Consider the following 16,978-nt stretch of genomic DNA (forward strand, 5'->3'; position numbering starts at 1 on the left):
TAAAAATTAATAAATAAAAATTTACCTAACAAAAACTTCATAACTGTTAATTAAATACTACAAAGAAAAGGAAATTTACTATGAGTAGACAAGACCATATCGATAAAGTGCAAGAACTGGTAAAAGACATCAAATTTGCCATGATGACCACACGCACTCATGAAGACCATCTACATGCCTGCCCGATGACCACTAGCGAAACCAGTATCGGTGCAAAAGAAATTTGGTTCATCGGCGATAAGACCACTGAAACGGTCAAAGATATCGAAAGAAATCCGCAGGTCAACTTGGCCTACGTCAGTCAAGATGCTAAGAATTATGTCTCTATCAACGGTAAGGCAGAATTGGTTGAAGACCAAGAAAAGCTAGATGAGCTGTGGTCACCGATCTACAATGCGTTTTATGAGCAAGGTAAAGAAGATCCAAATATACAATTAATTAAAGTCGTACCACATGGTGCAGAATACTGGCTAAGCGGTAGCTCAGTGGTTAACATGTTTAAGATGACCACCGCTGCGGTAATGGATGGTAAAAAAGCGACCAATCTAGGTGAAAACAACTCAGTCACTTTATAAAAGTTAGTAATGTTATAGAAAACCATTATTTGAATGCAAAATAGTAGAATACAAAAACGCCAGTGGCTAATGCGACTGGCGTTTTTTATGTTTGGTAGTTTGTCTCTTATTTCACAGTAAAATAAAAGTTATAATTATTGTGGCGGTTTTGCATAGCCATTGTCAGCTGGATAGGCTTGTGGCTGTTGAGGCTTTGGCTTAGTAGGATCATACAACTCATAAATAGCTGTACCAATCACGCCAGTATTACTGATAGAGCCTGATTCAGTATTGGCAGCATAAGCATCATCTGGTTTACTAAAGATAAAAGAAGCAACCGAACTCTGACTCTTACGGAAGCCCTCAATCACCAAATCGTCATTTGGCTCTAACACATATCCGCTGTCATAGCGACTGGCAGAACTGCCATCCAATACATTTAGACCATCGACACTGGCAACGATTTCATAAGTGTTGGCACTGTTGTTATGATATACCAAACGATAGGCTTGACCCGCCTGACCTTGAAGGTAGTAATTGCCAGCATTACGATAGAGCGATAGTTTTCCAGTATCGGTTGCCGCTGAAAAGTCAACCTTGCCCGCCAGTAGCGACATGCTATTTACGGCGCGGCCCGTATAGGATTTGTCTGCATAACGAACCTGCATCTGCTCAATAGGCTCAGGATTGGTACGGCGCAAGTCAACAGTAGTGACCTCTGAATTAACATCATCGCCCCATTTGGTACCTAAGCGTTCTGATTCAGCAGCATCTTGAGTAGAACGTTCTGCAACAGAGTCTGTTTGAATGGATTTTTCTTGCTGAATAGTTGAAGTGGACTGCTCTTGCATATTTGAGCCCGAAGAGCACCCTGTCAATAATGCCAATAGTAATACGGCAGCGCCCAACTTTTTCTGATGTGATGTCATGCCTACTTCCTTATTTGAATGACCTCTCGTCATACTTCGGCCAATTCTCTTATATTTTGTTTACTAATTTTGAGTATATATCAACAGTATGTACAATCAAAGAGTAAAATAAATCGATCGTCCCATAAGCGAATACTAGACAATAAAAAACGCCAGTGGCTAATGCGACTGGCGTTTTTATCTAAATTTTATGATACTACAATCAATAATATGGCTTAACCACTCTGCTTGAGATATGGCCAAGCGGCTCTTAGATAAATCATCATTGACCATAAGGTCAGAACAACAGCTGCTACCATCAACACATAGCCAATGGTTTCAAGTGATTCCCAATTGAGCAATAGCACGGTAATTGCCACCATCTGGAATGTTGTCTTAAGCTTACCCACATAAGACACAGCCACACTGGTACTTTTACCCAACTCTGCCATCCACTCACGCAACGCAGATACCGCGATTTCACGTGAGATAATCACGATGGCAGCGATCGCCATTATGATATTGGGATGCCATTGTACTAAGATGATAAGCGCTACCGCGACCATCAGTTTATCAGCGACGGGATCCAAGAATCGCCCAAAAGCTGACATCACATTGAGCTTACGCGCAAAGTAACCATCTAGCCAATCGGTAATCGCAGCGATAATAAAAACGCCCGTCAATAATAAATGGCGTACCAAGCTATCGCTAAACTCGCTCATGCCTACCCGCGCAATCACATTATCTGAGATGGCTGGCATGCCGATTCCCATGGAAGGTGGCCAATAAGCAATGGCGACAAATAGCGGAATCATTAATATTCGCGCAATAGTCAGATTATTGGGCAAGTTAAAAATACTCTTGGTATTTTGCGTACTTGATGGCTCCTGCGTATGCAAATGCGTATTTTCAGTCATGGCAAACCCAGTTTCATATAGACATAATAATGGCAGATAGCTTAGCATTTTTCAGGCAGGTCGTCATGCCATCTCTTTAGCTACTCAGTTACTAATTATATTAAAATCCATCCTTAATCGTCATATAACTACGAATTATTAACATTATTTATTAGTAGTGCGCATAAAATCAGAAAAGCATCTATCTTCATTCGACATCATATCAGCAGTATGGTTGATCAAATACTTCCTCTAGATATTTTTTTAAAGGTAATATCATGTAACCAAAACAGCCAAACAGTGGCTGTTTACGCTATGATAGTCATTCCAATAAAACACTTGTACACTTAAATAAATAGGCAACTACACCTACCTATTGAATTAACCGCTACTACTTTAATCTTAGAGAGCAATAATAGAAATTTTATAATAACAACAACGCCCAATCACTGCCCTTGTAGTCATTATAATTATTACTACACGATCAGTTTTCCTCAGCCCACAGCTTCTCCTTTGTGGGCTCTTTTTTGCCCACATTTATTCATCAATAGAAATTTTTACTATTTATATCCATACAGTGCCATTTTATAACCATCTGAGCATTTTGGTTATTAAATTCCTATCAGAATCTTCTCTGCCTTAAATTAAAAAACCCACTTAACGGTGGGTTCTTAATACAGGTTATAAACCTGTTGAGCTGATATAACATAAATTACGATATTTCGAATTTCACATCACTTAACGTCATTGGCAACACTTTGATTGGCACAGCACATAACCATGCTATACCTGCTGTACAGTAGAATTTTTCATTGTCACAAGATACAATTCTCGCTGTAAAATCATTCTCGATTTGATCTCTCATAGCATCTTCATCGCTATTATCATCTACCGCACACCATATATCCTGACAACCATTTTCGAGCATCACGCGGGTTAAATCACTTCCTATCAGCACTTTATTCACCTCTAGCTTTATACCATTCCATATATTACCATAGGTAAATATATCTGTTTATTAGAGGTTTTAATAGCATTATTTTTAATTTAAGGATTAATTTTAATATACATAATTTTAGTAATACAACACTAATTAATCTCTTATGACTTTGCCCATCCCGTCATGAGTTGGTCTATTAGTTCTATCGAATGCGTTTAGATCATTTAAATGCATATTTAATATCTTGAATATGCCAATAGACCTCACTAGTCAATGAGCAACTCCTTTACTCTTATATTATTTTACGAAGATTATAAATAGCCTCAACCGTCTGTTGTGCCATTTGATAGCAGCTTTCGATATTGCCCTGTGCACACCAGTCACCACTGACAATCCATTGATGTGGCTCATCGACTAAGATGCTTGGTGCCTCTTTATCAGCGCTGTCATTAACCACCGTTGCCGCATAACGCCAACGATGACTGTCTATTTGGCTAGGTGCATTTGCTTCATCCCAGTTCAGTGCTTGCTGTGCCGCTCGCAGTAACTGTGCTTGGACGGTCTCGATATCATCATCGACATGCTGCTCTGACCAATGATTGCTAGCATGAATGGTAACACTAGGTAGCAGATCGTCATGAGCAGGCTTTTGATGCTCGATAAATATCCTATCGAGAATAGAGTCTATCAGATAAGCGACATCCCATTCTGGTTGAACATCTTTACTTAGCGCTTTCGGTAATACGGCAATATCGCTCCACCCCAACATCAATGTATAACAAGCCTGCATCTGTGGCTCAGTAATTCTTGATTGCGCAGCAAAGTTGCTATCTGCCATCAGCTCGGCTGCCTGACCATTAGGTGCGGTACAAATCACCCAGTCAAAGTAACCGAGACTCGCGCCAGTATCGTCAAATAACTCCGTTTTTTTATCAGCTTTTTCCGTTATAGAACCATCATATTGAGCCAGCGGTGCAACGCGAGTTTTAAACTTTATCGTGGTGTGCTGCAATTCATCAGCCAATTCACGTCCCCAGCTGGTCATTTTGGGGGTACTGATATAGCGTGCTTGCGTGATGTTCCATTGCTCTTTGCTTTGGATATCGGATGACTCAATGCTATCGTTTGCTGGTGTTAGATTGACCACTTGTGCACACCATGGTTGCAATAAACCTGACTCTAGCCAAGGCGCAATGAAATGTTGAAAGCTAGCTGTTTTAGCCGTAAAAAACTGTGCCCCAAATGCCCATTGCCAGTTCTTACCAGTTTGACTATCGGTACGATAACGAGTGGCTAAACGCCCAACACTGCGAGACTTTTCAAAAATAGTGATGCTAGGTATCAGATCTTTATCATTACCTTGGCTAAAAGCACGCTCTAATAATGTGGCGGTAAATAGCCCTGTCAGACCACCGCCGATGATAGCGATTTTAGGTAAAGTAGTATCGGTACGGTTTAAAGGATGATGAGTCATAATGACAATAAGCCTTATAGGGTATGTGGTCAGAAAATAATATTTATAAAAATAACAGTTTGTTGTAGTCGATTCACTTTTAACTAGTATTCAACTTTTAAATAGCATTGAACCTTTAAAACCTATTCATATCAATATCGTCTACGTAAAAAAGCCATGCTATTTCTATAACATGGCTTTTTTTAATTGCCTAACGAGGATAGTGTAGATCTATATGTAATACTTCAAGCGAGGTTAACGCAGTAACTCTTTTATAGTGGAATGACTATGCTCCGCGCTCAGCTTTGACTACCTCAACCAATTGATTAATCACAGAACTGTCTGCAAGGGTGGATAAATCACCTAAACCAACATACTGTCCAGCGGCTAGATTACGCAAGATACGGCGCATGATTTTACCCGAGCGCGTTTTTGGTAGTACATTGACGATATGAATAGTATCTAAATTAGCAATGGGGCCAATCTCAGAGCGCACATGTCGATTCAGCTCAGCCTTCAGTGACTCTGTCTCTTTTTCGCCCGACTTTAGAATGATAAAGGCGCAAATACCCGTGCCTCGAATCTCATGTGGCATACCGACAATCGCAGCCTCAGCCGTGGCAGGATGTGCGACCACGGCGCTTTCAATCTCGGCTGTGCCTAGACGATGCCCTGAAACATTGAGCACATCATCGACACGCCCCGTAATCCAGTAGTGTCCGTCCTCGTCACGCTGCGCCCCATCACCGGTGAAATAATAGCCTGGATAATCGCTAAAGTAGGTCGCTAAAAAACGCTCATGGTCATTATAAATGGTACGCATTTGCCCCGGCCAGCTACTATTAATCAGCAAGTTACCTTCAGCAGAGCCTTCTAATATAGTGTCATCCCTATCGACGATTTCTGGTTTTATACCGTATAGAGGGTTCATAGCTGCACCCGGTTTGAGTGCGTCTGCACCTGGTATCGGCGCCATTAAGATACCGCCAGTCTCCGTCTGCCACCATGTATCAACGATTGGACATTTACTATCACCGACGACATGATAGTACCAGTCCCATGCTTCTGGATTGATCGGCTCCCCAACGGTTCCGAGCAAACGCAGGCTAGAACGATTAGACTCACGGACAAAAGCATCCCCCTCCTTCATCATCGCTCGAATCGCTGTCGGCGCGGTGTATAAGACCGTCACATTGTGCTTATCAATGATATGGCCGATGCGTGCCCACGTTGGGTATTCTGGTACACCTTCGAACATCACTGTCGTCGTCCCATTGGCGAGCGGCGCATAAGTTGAATAAGTATGACCCGTAATCCAGCCTACATCAGCTGTACACCAGTAGACATCATCGTCTTTAATATCGAAAACATCTCGAAACGTAGAGAGCGCATAAGTGATATAGCCACCAGTCGTATGCAACACACCTTTAGGCTTACCAGTCGAGCCAGATGTGTAGAGTAAAAACAGCGGATCTTCGGCATTCATCACTTCAGGCTCACAATACTGCGATTCACCGTCTATTAAACTATGATACCAAAGGTCGCGGCGACCACTCATCGGGACAGAGTTACCAGTACGATGGACGACGATGACGTTGGTCACGCTGTCAGTGCCATCCATATCGAGCGCACGATCGACATTCGCCTTGAGCGGCGTACGTTTATTACCACGTAAACCTTCATCAGCAGTGATAACCAGTTTCGAGCGACTGTCTATCAAACGATTGCCCAAGCTCTCAGCAGAAAACCCGCCGAAGACCACTGAATGCACGGCACCGATACGCGTACATGCCAGCATCGCTACCATCGCTTCCGGTATCATCGGCATATATAAGGTGACGCGATCACCTTTTTTGACCCCCAGCTTACGCATGGCGTTACCCAAGCGGCAGACCGATTCGTGCAGTTCTTTAAAGGAGATAATTTTATGTAAGGAAGGATGATCGCCTTCCCAAATAATCGCTGGTTTGTAAGGGTTGTTTTGTAGGTGTCGATCAAGGCAATTAACAGAAATATTCAGCTCACCATCTTCGAACCACTTGATTCGAAAATCCTTTAAATCATAATTAACGTCGCTGATTTTGGTTGGTTTTTTTATCCAATCAATCAGCTCGGCACGCTGCGCCCAAAAGGCATCATGAGACTCAGGGGATTCGATAGACTGCTGGTAGTCGGTGCGGTATTGTTCGGCTGTCGTATTGGCAGCAGCGATGAACTCGGCTGCAAGGGGAAATGATTTCTGAGTCATAATAGTCATCCTTTTTAATTATTATGACCTGTACCAATCGTCAATAACGACCGTCTGTACAGGTAATAAGAGCCATCTTCCATAATGCGTGACACGTAAGGTTAGTTTGACAAATAAGCCGGATGGTTGCAAGGCATCAACCGCCATTCATAACAATATCACTGTACAGCTGTATAATTGGGCACGCATGATAAAATTTATGGACAGGGCAATAAGCTATTTAATCCTTGTAACCTTAAATAAAATATGGACAATAGCTACTCTAAAGCGAACGCTAAGAGCGACTGACTCTTTTGAAGCACGACTTTATTAAATATAAGCAATCGGCTTTATTTTTACTATTTTATATCTATAGTCAATTCACCCTATTATCGATACAACAAACTGAGTGCCCGCTATACCGTTGGATAGTGAGCGAGGTTGATACCTGTAGCGATTTTATAGTGGACAGGCTCTATCATTTTATGAGACCACAATGAGCAATCAACGCAATACATCACAATACGCCCACTACGATGTCATTATTATCGGTGCTGGCGCGTCAGGGTTATACTGTGCGCTCACTGCGGGTCGCCGTGGTCGCCGCGTACTGGTATTGGATCATGCCAATAAAGCGGGCAAAAAAATCCTCATGTCAGGTGGTGGCCGCTGTAACTTTACCAATTACTTCGTCGAGCCTGAGCATTTCCTTGGTGCCAATCAACATTTCTGTAAATCAGCCCTCAGCCGTTATCCCAGTTGGGAGTTTATCGGTATGGTTGAATCGCATAAAATTCCTTACCATGAGCGTGAGCACGGTCAGCTGTTCTGTGATGACTCTGCACAAGATATCTTGAGCATGCTCCTTGATGAGTGTGCAGCAGCAGGCGTACAAGTAAAATTGAATGCTCAAATTGAAAGTGTTCAAAATGTCGAAAATGATAAAAATGCTCGTTTTCAATTATTGACTACCAAGCAACTCAGTAAAAAAGAAAAGCAAGAGAGAAAAGAGGCGGCAAATCTATCCAAGCTGCCACAAACAGGCTATCGCTGTGAGTCGTTAGTCGTCGCCACTGGCGGATTATCTATACCAACGATGGGTGCTAGCGGCTTGGGCTACGAGGTGGCACAGCAGTTTGGGCATACACTCATACCGACTGATGCCAGTCTCGTGCCTTTTACCTTCACTGATAAAACAGGTGAACTGATTCGAGCATTGTCAGGCATTAGCTTGCCAGTCATTGCCAGTAATGAGCGCATTTCCTTTAAGTTACCGCTGCTGTTCACCCATCGTGGACTGTCCGGTCCTTCTATGCTGCAACTATCCAACTATTGGCATACGGGTGAAACCATCAGCATTAACCTGCTACCAGAGACAGATACGACAGCGCTATTATTGGCTCATAAAAAATCACACCCCAAGCAGCTGATTCGTACAGTATTGGCTGACTATACAGACAATGCATTACCCAAAAAGCTGCTGACTGCGCTGCAGACTCACCTGTGGGAAGACATAAAAGATACCGAGCTTGCTAATATTAAAGATGAGCGTTTGGCAGAGCTTGGTGCGAGTCTAAATGGTTGGCAACTGAAGCCCTCTGGTACCGAGGGCTATCGTACCGCTGAAGTCACGCGCGGCGGCGTCAAAACAGATGAAGTATCCTCAAAAACCATGCAGAGTAATTTGCAAGAGGGTCTGTACTTTATCGGTGAGGTGCTCGATGTCACAGGCTGGCTGGGTGGTTATAATTTCCAGTGGGCGTGGGCAAGCGGTTTCGTCAGTGGCGAGATTGTCTAACGATTCATTTTTTAATAACTCATCTGTTTAGCCATTAGTCTATTTAAAAATCAGTCGTGTTCAATGATTTTGATGATGCATTAGGGCGTGTTTTTAGAGCACTCTGAACACGCTATAACCATCTATGTTTAATTTTTTATTCTACTTAAGTTGATTTTTAACTCAATAAAGGTTTGATAACTGCTAGAATAAGAAGCATGACAAAAGTGAAGCTGTTTAGTGTTCACGCTTGAAAAGCAACAATAAAAATTAGAATAATATAGTTGGTTCAATATAATTTGAGTACAAGGAAGCCGAGCGAAAGGGCTACAAGTAGTAGACTCAGCGAGACTGACACCGCATCCAATTTATAGAGGATTGACTATACATCTCATTTTATGGGGGAATACATGCGTCCGATTGAGAACGTTCATAGTAAAAAAGCACCGCATTGGGTCGGTGATGGCTTTTATGTAAAAACCTTCATCAACCATCTCGAAGAAAACGCTGACTTTAACTATGAGCACACTGATCCATTTCTGTTATTCGATTATGGCGAACCGACCACCTTTGAGCCGAACCCTAATTACCAGACGGAACCGCACGGCATCGGTAAGCATCCACACAAAGGTTTTGAGACGGTCACCATCGCCTATTCGGGCGAAATCAGCCATGCAGACTCGACCGGTGGATGCGGTGATATCCTAGAAGGTGATGTGCAGTGGATGACCGCAGGACGCGGCATTATGCATGAGGAGTTCCATTCAGCAGCGTTTGGGCAGCGTGGCGGCGTCTTTAGTATGGTGCAAATGTGGGTCAATCTACCGAGCGCAGACAAACTAACCCATCCAAAATACCAAAGCATCAAACGTGCAGAGATACCTCTCGTTGACTTGATAGATAACAGCGACGACAGTGACGGTAGCAATCAAGCCACTATTGGCAAAGCTGCTATCATCGCTGGCGAATGGCAAGGAGTAACAGGTTCAGCCAGTACCTTTACATCCATTAATATCTGGAATATCGAGCTGTATGCCTCTGGTTCAACGACACTGCAAATACCCAACACGCACAATACACTGCTGCTAGTGCAAGAAGGCGAACTACGGGTAAATGATATGCCTGTGAGTGCAGGAAATCTGATCCAGTTTGAAGCACCCACGCAACATCGTGCTGACATTCAAGATGATCAAGCACTGACTACTGACACCATTGAGCTACACTGCTCTATTATCACCACTGAAGAATCAACACTAAATCCTATCAAACTTTTGTTATTCAGCGGTGAGCCTATTGGTGAGCCAATAGCAGGTTATGGACCGTTTGTCATGAACACACAAGAAGAACTGCGCCAAACGTTTCGAGATTATCAGACAGGTAATTTTATTAAGTAACTCAATTAGCTGAAGTAGTTCAAGTAGCCGAAACCTATGTATCATCATGCATAAAAAAGCCACCAGACGATTATCGTCTGGTGGCTTTCGATTGTCAGTTATATAGAGATAACTATAGTCAAAGAACTCTAAAATGGGTACAAGGCAGCCGACTGTAGATTGTACTAGTACATCTAAGGAGGGTAACGCCGTAGCCGTTTAGTAGTTCACCGACTATATATTACGCTTGGTTTAAAAACGGATAGTCGGTGTAACCTTCAGCACCGCCACCATAAAAGCTATCGGGATGCTGTTCATTTAGCGCAGCGCCTTCACGGATACGCTCGGCCAAATCAGGATTGGCAATATAATCACGACCAAAAGCAACCGCATCGATGTATCCGGCTTTAACATTTTTCTCTGCTTTTTCGGCAGTATAACCACCAGCAGCGATAATCAAGTTATCAAAAGCAGCGCGGACACGTTGACGGAATCCATCGCTATAAGGAGTGCCACCAGCCCAATCAGGCTCTGACAGATGTAGATACATCAAGCCACGCTTGTTAATCTGCTCGATTAGCCAGATATTCTCATCTTCATTATAGCCAGCTTCTACATTGTTAAATGTTCCAAGCGGTGAGATACGAATACTAACGTGATCAGCATCCCAAGCATCCACACAAGCATCGATAACATCTAATGTTAGACGCGCACGGTTCTCACGGCTACCACCATATTCATCTTCACGCTGGTTGGTTTGCTCAACCCAGAATTGATGCAATAGATAACCATGGGCACCATGAATCTCAACCCCATCAAAGCCCGCTTCTTTGGCGTTTTTGGTTGCTTGTGCAAAGTCAGCGATGACTTGCTTGATTTCATCAAGTGTGGCTGGGCGTGGCGTCGTTGCTTCAACGCGGATGGCTTGGTTATTGCTATCACGCAATGAGGTACGTATACCGACATGGACATCAGAGGCAGAAATTGGTGCTTTGCCATCCGGCTGTACGCTCTCATGCGAGACCAGACCGGTATGCCATAGCTGTACCACAATCTTGCCACCTTTGGCATGGACATTATCAACGATGGTTTTCCATGCGGTGATTTGGTCTTGGGTATGAACGCCAGGTGCACCTGCATAGCCTTTTGCTTGAAAAGAAACCTGCGTTGCTTCAGTAATCACAAGCCCTGAGCTAGCACGCTGTGAATAATACTCGCTAGCAAGTACAGTCGGTACATCACCGGGCTCTACTGAACGCAGGCGCGTCAACGGTGCCATAATGATACGGTTTTTTAGCGTTTGCGTGCCCATTTTTACGGATTCAAATAAATTATCGTGTGCCATGTTATGCCTTATTATGTTTGTCGTTATAAGTTACTGTTCTTTATTATGAGGTTCATTACTATTAATTAAAGTGCTCGACTATTCATTAAAGCCCTCAAAAAAAACTGGCTTAGAACCATAAAAAAATGCGAGCCATTGAATCAATAGTATTGGGTCAATAGAATATATCGTTGCCTATTTGCTAAGCAAAGACGCATATTGAACGACCGTTATCTTTATAGGGAGTGTCCGTTATTATTCAAGTAAACTTTACAAACAGAAACACTGCTTTATATTTATTTAATAAAGAATGATAGCCACTATTTCGATAGCCTATTAAAGGGTAAAATCACCATAAGCAAACAATAGTTTTATTATTCGTTTATTAGAACTTATTTTAAACTATACATATTCATATTTTACGGCATGTTAAGAGGATACAGTCTGTGCAAAAAAATCAAGTGTCATTCATCATAGGTTCAAGCCTGCTGCTCGTTAGCACTGTTACTGTCACTGCATGCCAGCCAACCTCGAATACCCCATTACCCCAAGCACAAGCTATTGAAGAATCAAACATACCAACGGTCGTAGAGAAACCTGAACCTAGTAAAAAAAGCTTAGGTGTAGATGCGAAAACTTGTGTACAGCTGAATCAGACAATGCAAACAGTGGATGGTACTAGCAAGATTGAAGATATTTATGCCATTCAAAAACAATTAGATACTTGCTTACCGACGGCCAGCAATGCTGAAGTAATGGCATTATTGAGCAGTTATGAGTCAATGTATAAACAGTTTCTAGTAGGTGATATTGATATAGACGATGAAAGCTTTAACAGCATTGTCTATGACTTATATTATGAAGAAAGTGCAACATCAAAGCAGCTAGCGACCCTAAGCCCACGTGCACAATACTTGATTGGGCTAATACAAAGTGGTGCCGATGTGAGATTCCGTGACTTGGGAGAAGGTCTATTTTCATTTGATCATGACATGCTAGCGATGGTAAACATATTTATACCTTATCTACAAAAAGACCAAGCAGCATTTATCCAACGTATGGCACAGAACAATCAAGAGAGTTTTTGGATGGATGCATCAGTGACTACCACCTTTCAGGAATTGGTCGAACGTGCAACATTTTGGGAGCTTTATATACAGCAATATCCAAATGGCTATGCTGTAAAAGATGCCAAGACTTTATTGAACTTATATCGCTATGTGCTTTTCTATGGCGCAGACAATACACAATGGACAGATGATGCTATCCATCGGTTTATGGAACCTAGTTATAAAAAAATCATGCTTGATTTAGCCAAGCGTCCCAACAGTATGTTAGCCAAAAATGCTCAGCTTTTTCTTGGCTTCTTGGCGTTACCCGATAGCGAACGACAGATTAAATATCCTGTACCTAGCACAGATGAAGATGGTTATGAAATACATGATTGGTCCAAAGTGCGTTATCAATTACACCAAGTATTACAAATACCTTCTCCTTGGGATGTGCGGCATGATAGAGATTGCCTAAATGGTATCTCTTGCACTGACCAGATAGACCTTGATAGCCTAGACATTTCATCAAATTTCGCTTATGCCTGCCCTTCTGCTATGCAGGGAGCAATGCAACTTGAAAACGACTTGCAAGTTTGGGAACTCGACACCGAATCTTCCGAGCAAGCGTCAAGCTGTAAACCTTCTAATCTAAAAGCGTATTCGCAGTTTGAATGTAACCTCAGCATTGATTGGCACCAGAACGCAAATATTGATATTTATAGCGACAGAGAGGTATACAAAAACGTGTATGAGAATTTAGAAGATTGTGAGCTTGCCCTAAAATAAAATACAAGATGGCTGTTTTATTAGGGTCTGTTAGACTGTTGCGGCTGTCCTACTCACTCTTTCCTGCTACGGGTATAGAAATAAAAAATGAAGTCGTTATCACTTATACAAAATAAAAAGCTACCGCTCATCATAGGTTCAAGCTTAGTGTTTGGCCTTACTGCTTGCCAGCCTCCTTCTGACAAAGCTACTTCATCAGAAGCACAAACGACAACTATCCAAAGCGAACAGCCTATCGCAGAAGCAAAGACGCCAAAAGAACTCACTAAAGCCTTGGTGAAATTATCGGAAGATACATTAAAAGAGCGGCTGATTTGTAGCAAGCTTAATGACACAATAAATGCTATCAATAATAAAAATGAAATCGAAGACATTCATGCGGTTCAGCACCAGTTAACCGCTTGCTTGCCAGTGGCCAACAACGCTGAAATATTGCAATGGCTAGCAGAGTATCAGGAGATGTATGCACGTTTTCTGAATGTTGATAGCGCTATAGACGACAGCGCATTTTATGCCTTGATGCGCACCATCGAACAAGGTAAAAAGGTTTCGGTGACACAATTAAAAGCAGTGAACTCTCATGTTCGATATTTGGTTAGCTTAATCATGAGTAGGTCTGACGTCAGTGTGCGCTATTTGGGCGAAGGTGATTATGAGTTTCATCACGACCTAACGGCTATGGCAGATATATTCATTCCCTATCTACCAGAGGATCAAGCTGCCTTTATCCAGCGAATGGCTCAAGACAACCAAGGAATATTTTGGTTTGATGCAGCGATAGCTTTTTCTTTTGAGGAGTTGGTAGAGCGTACCGTCTTCTGGGAAGATTTCATGCACCAGTATCCACAGAGTATCTTTTATAACGATGCTAACGTGTTATTCAATATGTATCGTTATCTACTGTTTTTTGGGTCAGAGAATACCCAATGGACAGATGAAGAAATGCGTGAATTCTATGACTCAGATAACGAACAACTGATGGTGCAGCTGAATCAACGCCCTAATAGTAAACTGGCTAAAAATGTACAAAACTTTTTAATATTTATGGAGCAATCCGATACCGAGCGTCTTAAGCGATACCCTATACCTGACAAAGATGAAAACGGTCGTGAAATAGATGAGCGAAACATCACACCCTATCAATTGCATAAAGCATTAGACCTATCGTCACCATGGACCGTCACTCAAAATAGAAATTGTTTGAATGGCATTATTTGTGTGGGTAAGAACGCTCAGTAAAGCCAAAATACACATATTATTCCGTACATAATTTACGACTTTATCATCCTAGTAACAGACAACTCTAAAGACAAATACGTCCCAAACAATATCACCACCGAACCGATAATGGCAGGTGTATCCAATGCTTCACCCAGTAATAAATAGCCCAAAATAATCGCAAAAATTGGGATCACTAGCGTAATGCTCGTTGCTCTCATAGGGCCAATACTTTTGATTAATTGATTCATAAAAATCAGCGCAATGGCGGTAGAAAACACACCAATACAGATAACAGAAACCCAAGCCTGAGCACTGATACTCTTGCCATAAGGGAACTCATATATTGCAACCGGCAGCATAATCACACTGGCAATAATGAGTGACCCTGCGGTAATCGCCACTGGAGAGACATCATTCAAGTAATTCCTAGTAATGTTCGCCCCTAGCGCATAACCAACACAGGCCAACAACCCATAACCCATCGGCAACAGACTCGAACCCGACGTCGCATCCTGCCCACCAAACAAACTCTCACTCATCAAAATTACCACACCGATAACACCAATAATGAGGCCCAAAATTTGCTTTTTTGATAGTCTGTCTTTAAAGAACGTACTGGCGATAAATCCACTCAGCATCGGTACAGAAGCATTGAGCACTGCCAAAACACCCGCATTCACCGAACGTGCAGAAAAAGAAAACAGCATAAATGGCACGGCAGCGGAGAATAATCCAACAAGCGCCAACACTTTCCAATTTTCGCGGATGCCTTCTCTGTTTTTCTTGCTAATTAATACAAAGATCAGCATGACCAGCCCAGCAAATATGACCCGTAAACTGGCAAAGGTCAACGAGCCAAACTCCGGCACACCCACGCGATAAAATATAAAAGACAGCGACCACATAAAGGACAGTGTTACGAAAATAATGAGGTCGCGGTTGGTCATGAAAAAATCCTATCAAGCATGGGACGGCTGTTTCCTATTTATAAGAGATGGTCATTTATGATAAATGTACCGTTATAAAAGGTCTCAGTCGTGAAAAAGGTTATATCGTAAAAAAAGACCACGATGATAACTTTTTAATCGCTTAAAAGGGATTATTTTTCTATACTCATCACTCACTTTTGTTTATAAATTTACCTTATCTAAAATAAAATCAATATCTTTATCACCGCGATCATTAAATTCCAACCTCGCATCGGTAAGAATGGTTATGCCTATATATAAAAGCCAACTCATAAAACCTAATAAATAACCTTCTACTCAAAAGGATAAAAAATGAAACTGCGTATCTTAAAATCTGCTGTGACCAACCCTTGGTTTAACCTAGCGACCGAGGATTGGATATTCCAAGCACTCGACCCAGACTCGCACACGCTATTCTTGTGGCGTAATTCTGAGACCGTGGTCATCGGACGCTCGCAGAATCCATGGGTGGAATGCAAAATTGATAAAATGGAAGCTGACGATGTGTTTTTGGCACGGCGTCAAAGTGGCGGCGGTGCGGTGTTTCATGATTTGGGCAATACCAACTTTACTTTTTTATCACCCAAAGATGACTACGACCAAGCAGCGAACTTTACCATCATCATCAATGCGCTGAAAAAACTAGGCATAGATGCTGACTTATCTGGGCGTAATGACATGCAAGTGGGTGATAAAAAAATCTCAGGCAGTGCCTTTAAACATACAGCGGATCGCAGCTTTCATCATGGGACATTACTCGTCAATGCCAATATGCAAAAACTCAGTGACTACCTCAATCCGCATCCACTCAAGCTAAAAGCCAAAGGTATAAAATCCGTGCGTGCAAGAGTCGCAAACTTGGTTGAGTTTAATAAAGACATCAATCATGACACGCTGTCTGATGCGATTATTGAGGCGTTTTGTGAATACTATCGCGACAAAGATTATGGCGACACTGCGCCAGTAGAAGCGTTAGATGAAGCCAGTCTCACCAAGCAGCCTAGTTTGCACAAATACTATCAGCAAATGGCAGATTGGGATTGGCGCTTTGGCAAGACCCCTGAGTTTACCCACCATATTGAAACACGCTTTGATTGGGGCATTATCGATTTGCACCTTGATGTAAAGCAAGCAATGATTCGTGAAGTCGTTATCTTCTCTGATGCGCTAAATGTTGATTTGATTGAGCTGTTAAAAGAAACTTTGACTGATAGTAAATATAATCGCAGTGACGTAAAAACTAAGTTCGATGAGCTAAGCAAAGCCCATCCTGATGTAGCAGCGCAAGTGAATGACGTATCTGAGTGGTTGACTAGCGAGATGGAAGGTTAGATTTTGCGACGTCAAATTTAATCTAGCAAGTATTGCAGGGTATGCCGCTTGCACTGCTTGATAAAAAGTTACTGACACAAATGCGCTTTATATAGTTAATGGTATTGATATCATACAGACGCCATTTGAGATTTTTTATATTAATGATGCATAACAAGCACCCTACC

At 42.2% G+C, this 16,978-nt stretch carries 13 protein-coding genes; 6 read left to right on the plus strand and 7 right to left on the minus strand.

What is annotated here, in order from left to right; translation table 11 throughout:
* Positions 1–80: 80 nt before the first annotated feature.
* The gene (locus tag AAEY75_RS06960) at positions 81–575 is read left to right on the plus strand and encodes a pyridoxamine 5'-phosphate oxidase family protein (RefSeq protein ID WP_197099712.1); all 495 of its coding nucleotides are present in this window, start codon (positions 81–83) and stop codon (positions 573–575) included.
* A gap of 134 nt (positions 576–709) precedes the next feature.
* Here the strand turns inward: AAEY75_RS06960 and AAEY75_RS06965 are convergent, their stop codons facing one another.
* The 5 genes from AAEY75_RS06965 to acs form a co-directional block, all read right to left on the minus strand.
* The gene (locus AAEY75_RS06965) at positions 710–1,483 is read right to left on the minus strand and encodes a hypothetical protein (protein WP_352259193.1); all 774 of its coding nucleotides are present in this window, start codon (positions 1,481–1,483) and stop codon (positions 710–712) included.
* 215 nt (positions 1,484–1,698) lie between these two features.
* The gene (pgsA, locus tag AAEY75_RS06970) at positions 1,699–2,379 is read right to left on the minus strand and encodes a CDP-diacylglycerol--glycerol-3-phosphate 3-phosphatidyltransferase (RefSeq protein WP_110922213.1); all 681 of its coding nucleotides are present in this window, start codon (positions 2,377–2,379) and stop codon (positions 1,699–1,701) included.
* A gap of 691 nt (positions 2,380–3,070) precedes the next feature.
* The gene (locus AAEY75_RS06975; RefSeq protein ID WP_352259194.1) at positions 3,071–3,325 is read right to left on the minus strand and encodes a hypothetical protein; all 255 of its coding nucleotides are present in this window, start codon (positions 3,323–3,325) and stop codon (positions 3,071–3,073) included.
* 265 nt (positions 3,326–3,590) lie between these two features.
* Positions 3,591–4,772 (minus strand): NAD(P)/FAD-dependent oxidoreductase, encoded by a 1,182-nt coding sequence (locus AAEY75_RS06980; RefSeq protein ID WP_352259195.1) that lies wholly within the window; start codon positions 4,770–4,772, stop codon positions 3,591–3,593.
* Positions 4,773–5,037: 265 nt separating this feature from the next.
* Complete coding sequence (gene acs, locus AAEY75_RS06985) at positions 5,038–6,999, minus strand: acetate--CoA ligase (protein ID WP_352259196.1); 1,962 nt, start codon at positions 6,997–6,999, stop codon at positions 5,038–5,040.
* A gap of 475 nt (positions 7,000–7,474) precedes the next feature.
* Here acs and AAEY75_RS06990 point away from each other — a divergent pair, with 475 nt between their 5' ends.
* Both AAEY75_RS06990 and AAEY75_RS06995 read left to right on the plus strand, forming a co-directional pair.
* Positions 7,475–8,776, plus strand: a complete 1,302-nt coding sequence (locus AAEY75_RS06990; RefSeq protein ID WP_197215680.1) for a BaiN/RdsA family NAD(P)/FAD-dependent oxidoreductase — start codon at positions 7,475–7,477, stop codon at positions 8,774–8,776.
* A 389-nt stretch (positions 8,777–9,165) separates the two neighbouring features.
* On the plus strand, positions 9,166–10,149 hold the full coding sequence (locus tag AAEY75_RS06995; protein WP_197215679.1) for a pirin family protein: 984 nt from the start codon (positions 9,166–9,168) through the stop codon (positions 10,147–10,149).
* Between the two features lie 220 nt (positions 10,150–10,369).
* Here AAEY75_RS06995 and AAEY75_RS07000 read toward each other — a convergent pair whose 3' ends face one another.
* On the minus strand, positions 10,370–11,473 hold the full coding sequence (locus AAEY75_RS07000) for an alkene reductase (RefSeq protein WP_352259197.1): 1,104 nt from the start codon (positions 11,471–11,473) through the stop codon (positions 10,370–10,372).
* A 425-nt stretch (positions 11,474–11,898) separates the two neighbouring features.
* On the opposite strand from AAEY75_RS07000, the gene AAEY75_RS07005 reads away from it, so the two are divergent.
* Both AAEY75_RS07005 and AAEY75_RS07010 read left to right on the plus strand, forming a co-directional pair.
* Positions 11,899–13,290 carry a hypothetical protein gene (locus tag AAEY75_RS07005; RefSeq protein WP_352259198.1) on the plus strand — a complete coding sequence of 464 codons (1,392 nt, stop codon included), beginning with the start codon at positions 11,899–11,901 and terminating at the stop codon, positions 13,288–13,290.
* An 87-nt stretch (positions 13,291–13,377) separates the two neighbouring features.
* On the plus strand, positions 13,378–14,529 hold the full coding sequence (locus tag AAEY75_RS07010; RefSeq protein ID WP_352259199.1) for a hypothetical protein: 1,152 nt from the start codon (positions 13,378–13,380) through the stop codon (positions 14,527–14,529).
* Between the two features lie 32 nt (positions 14,530–14,561).
* On the opposite strand, the gene AAEY75_RS07015 is transcribed toward AAEY75_RS07010, so the two are convergent.
* Complete coding sequence (locus AAEY75_RS07015; RefSeq protein WP_201588754.1) at positions 14,562–15,458, minus strand: DMT family transporter; 897 nt, start codon at positions 15,456–15,458, stop codon at positions 14,562–14,564.
* A gap of 333 nt (positions 15,459–15,791) precedes the next feature.
* Between AAEY75_RS07015 and lplA the strand changes: the two genes are divergently transcribed.
* On the plus strand, positions 15,792–16,811 hold the full coding sequence (gene lplA, locus AAEY75_RS07020) for a lipoate--protein ligase (RefSeq protein ID WP_352259200.1): 1,020 nt from the start codon (positions 15,792–15,794) through the stop codon (positions 16,809–16,811).
* Positions 16,812–16,978 lie beyond the last annotated feature (167 nt).

This window comes from Psychrobacter sp. TB55-MNA-CIBAN-0194 (genome assembly GCF_040309505.1).
In the GTDB taxonomy this organism is placed as follows: Bacteria; Pseudomonadota; Gammaproteobacteria; order Pseudomonadales; family Moraxellaceae; genus Psychrobacter; species Psychrobacter fozii.

Excerpts from the sequence above, each read along its gene's own strand:
- AAEY75_RS06990 (WP_197215680.1), top strand. The coding sequence starts at position 7,475 with ATGAGCAATCAACGCAATACATCACAATACGCCCACTACGATGTCATT.
- lplA (WP_352259200.1), top strand. The coding sequence starts at position 15,792 with ATGAAACTGCGTATCTTAAAATCTGCTGTGACCAACCCTTGGTTTAAC.
- AAEY75_RS06960 (WP_197099712.1), top strand. The coding sequence starts at position 81 with ATGAGTAGACAAGACCATATCGATAAAGTGCAAGAACTGGTAAAAGAC.
- AAEY75_RS06995 (WP_197215679.1), top strand. The coding sequence starts at position 9,166 with ATGCGTCCGATTGAGAACGTTCATAGTAAAAAAGCACCGCATTGGGTC.
- acs (WP_352259196.1), bottom strand. The coding sequence starts at position 6,999 with ATGACTCAGAAATCATTTCCCCTTGCAGCCGAGTTCATCGCTGCTGCC.
- AAEY75_RS06980 (WP_352259195.1), bottom strand. The coding sequence starts at position 4,772 with ATGACTCATCATCCTTTAAACCGTACCGATACTACTTTACCTAAAATC.
- AAEY75_RS07015 (WP_201588754.1), bottom strand. The coding sequence starts at position 15,458 with ATGACCAACCGCGACCTCATTATTTTCGTAACACTGTCCTTTATGTGG.
- pgsA (WP_110922213.1), bottom strand. The coding sequence starts at position 2,379 with ATGACTGAAAATACGCATTTGCATACGCAGGAGCCATCAAGTACGCAA.
- AAEY75_RS07010 (WP_352259199.1), top strand. The coding sequence starts at position 13,378 with ATGAAGTCGTTATCACTTATACAAAATAAAAAGCTACCGCTCATCATA.
- AAEY75_RS07000 (WP_352259197.1), bottom strand. The coding sequence starts at position 11,473 with ATGGCACACGATAATTTATTTGAATCCGTAAAAATGGGCACGCAAACG.
- AAEY75_RS06965 (WP_352259193.1), bottom strand. The coding sequence starts at position 1,483 with ATGACATCACATCAGAAAAAGTTGGGCGCTGCCGTATTACTATTGGCA.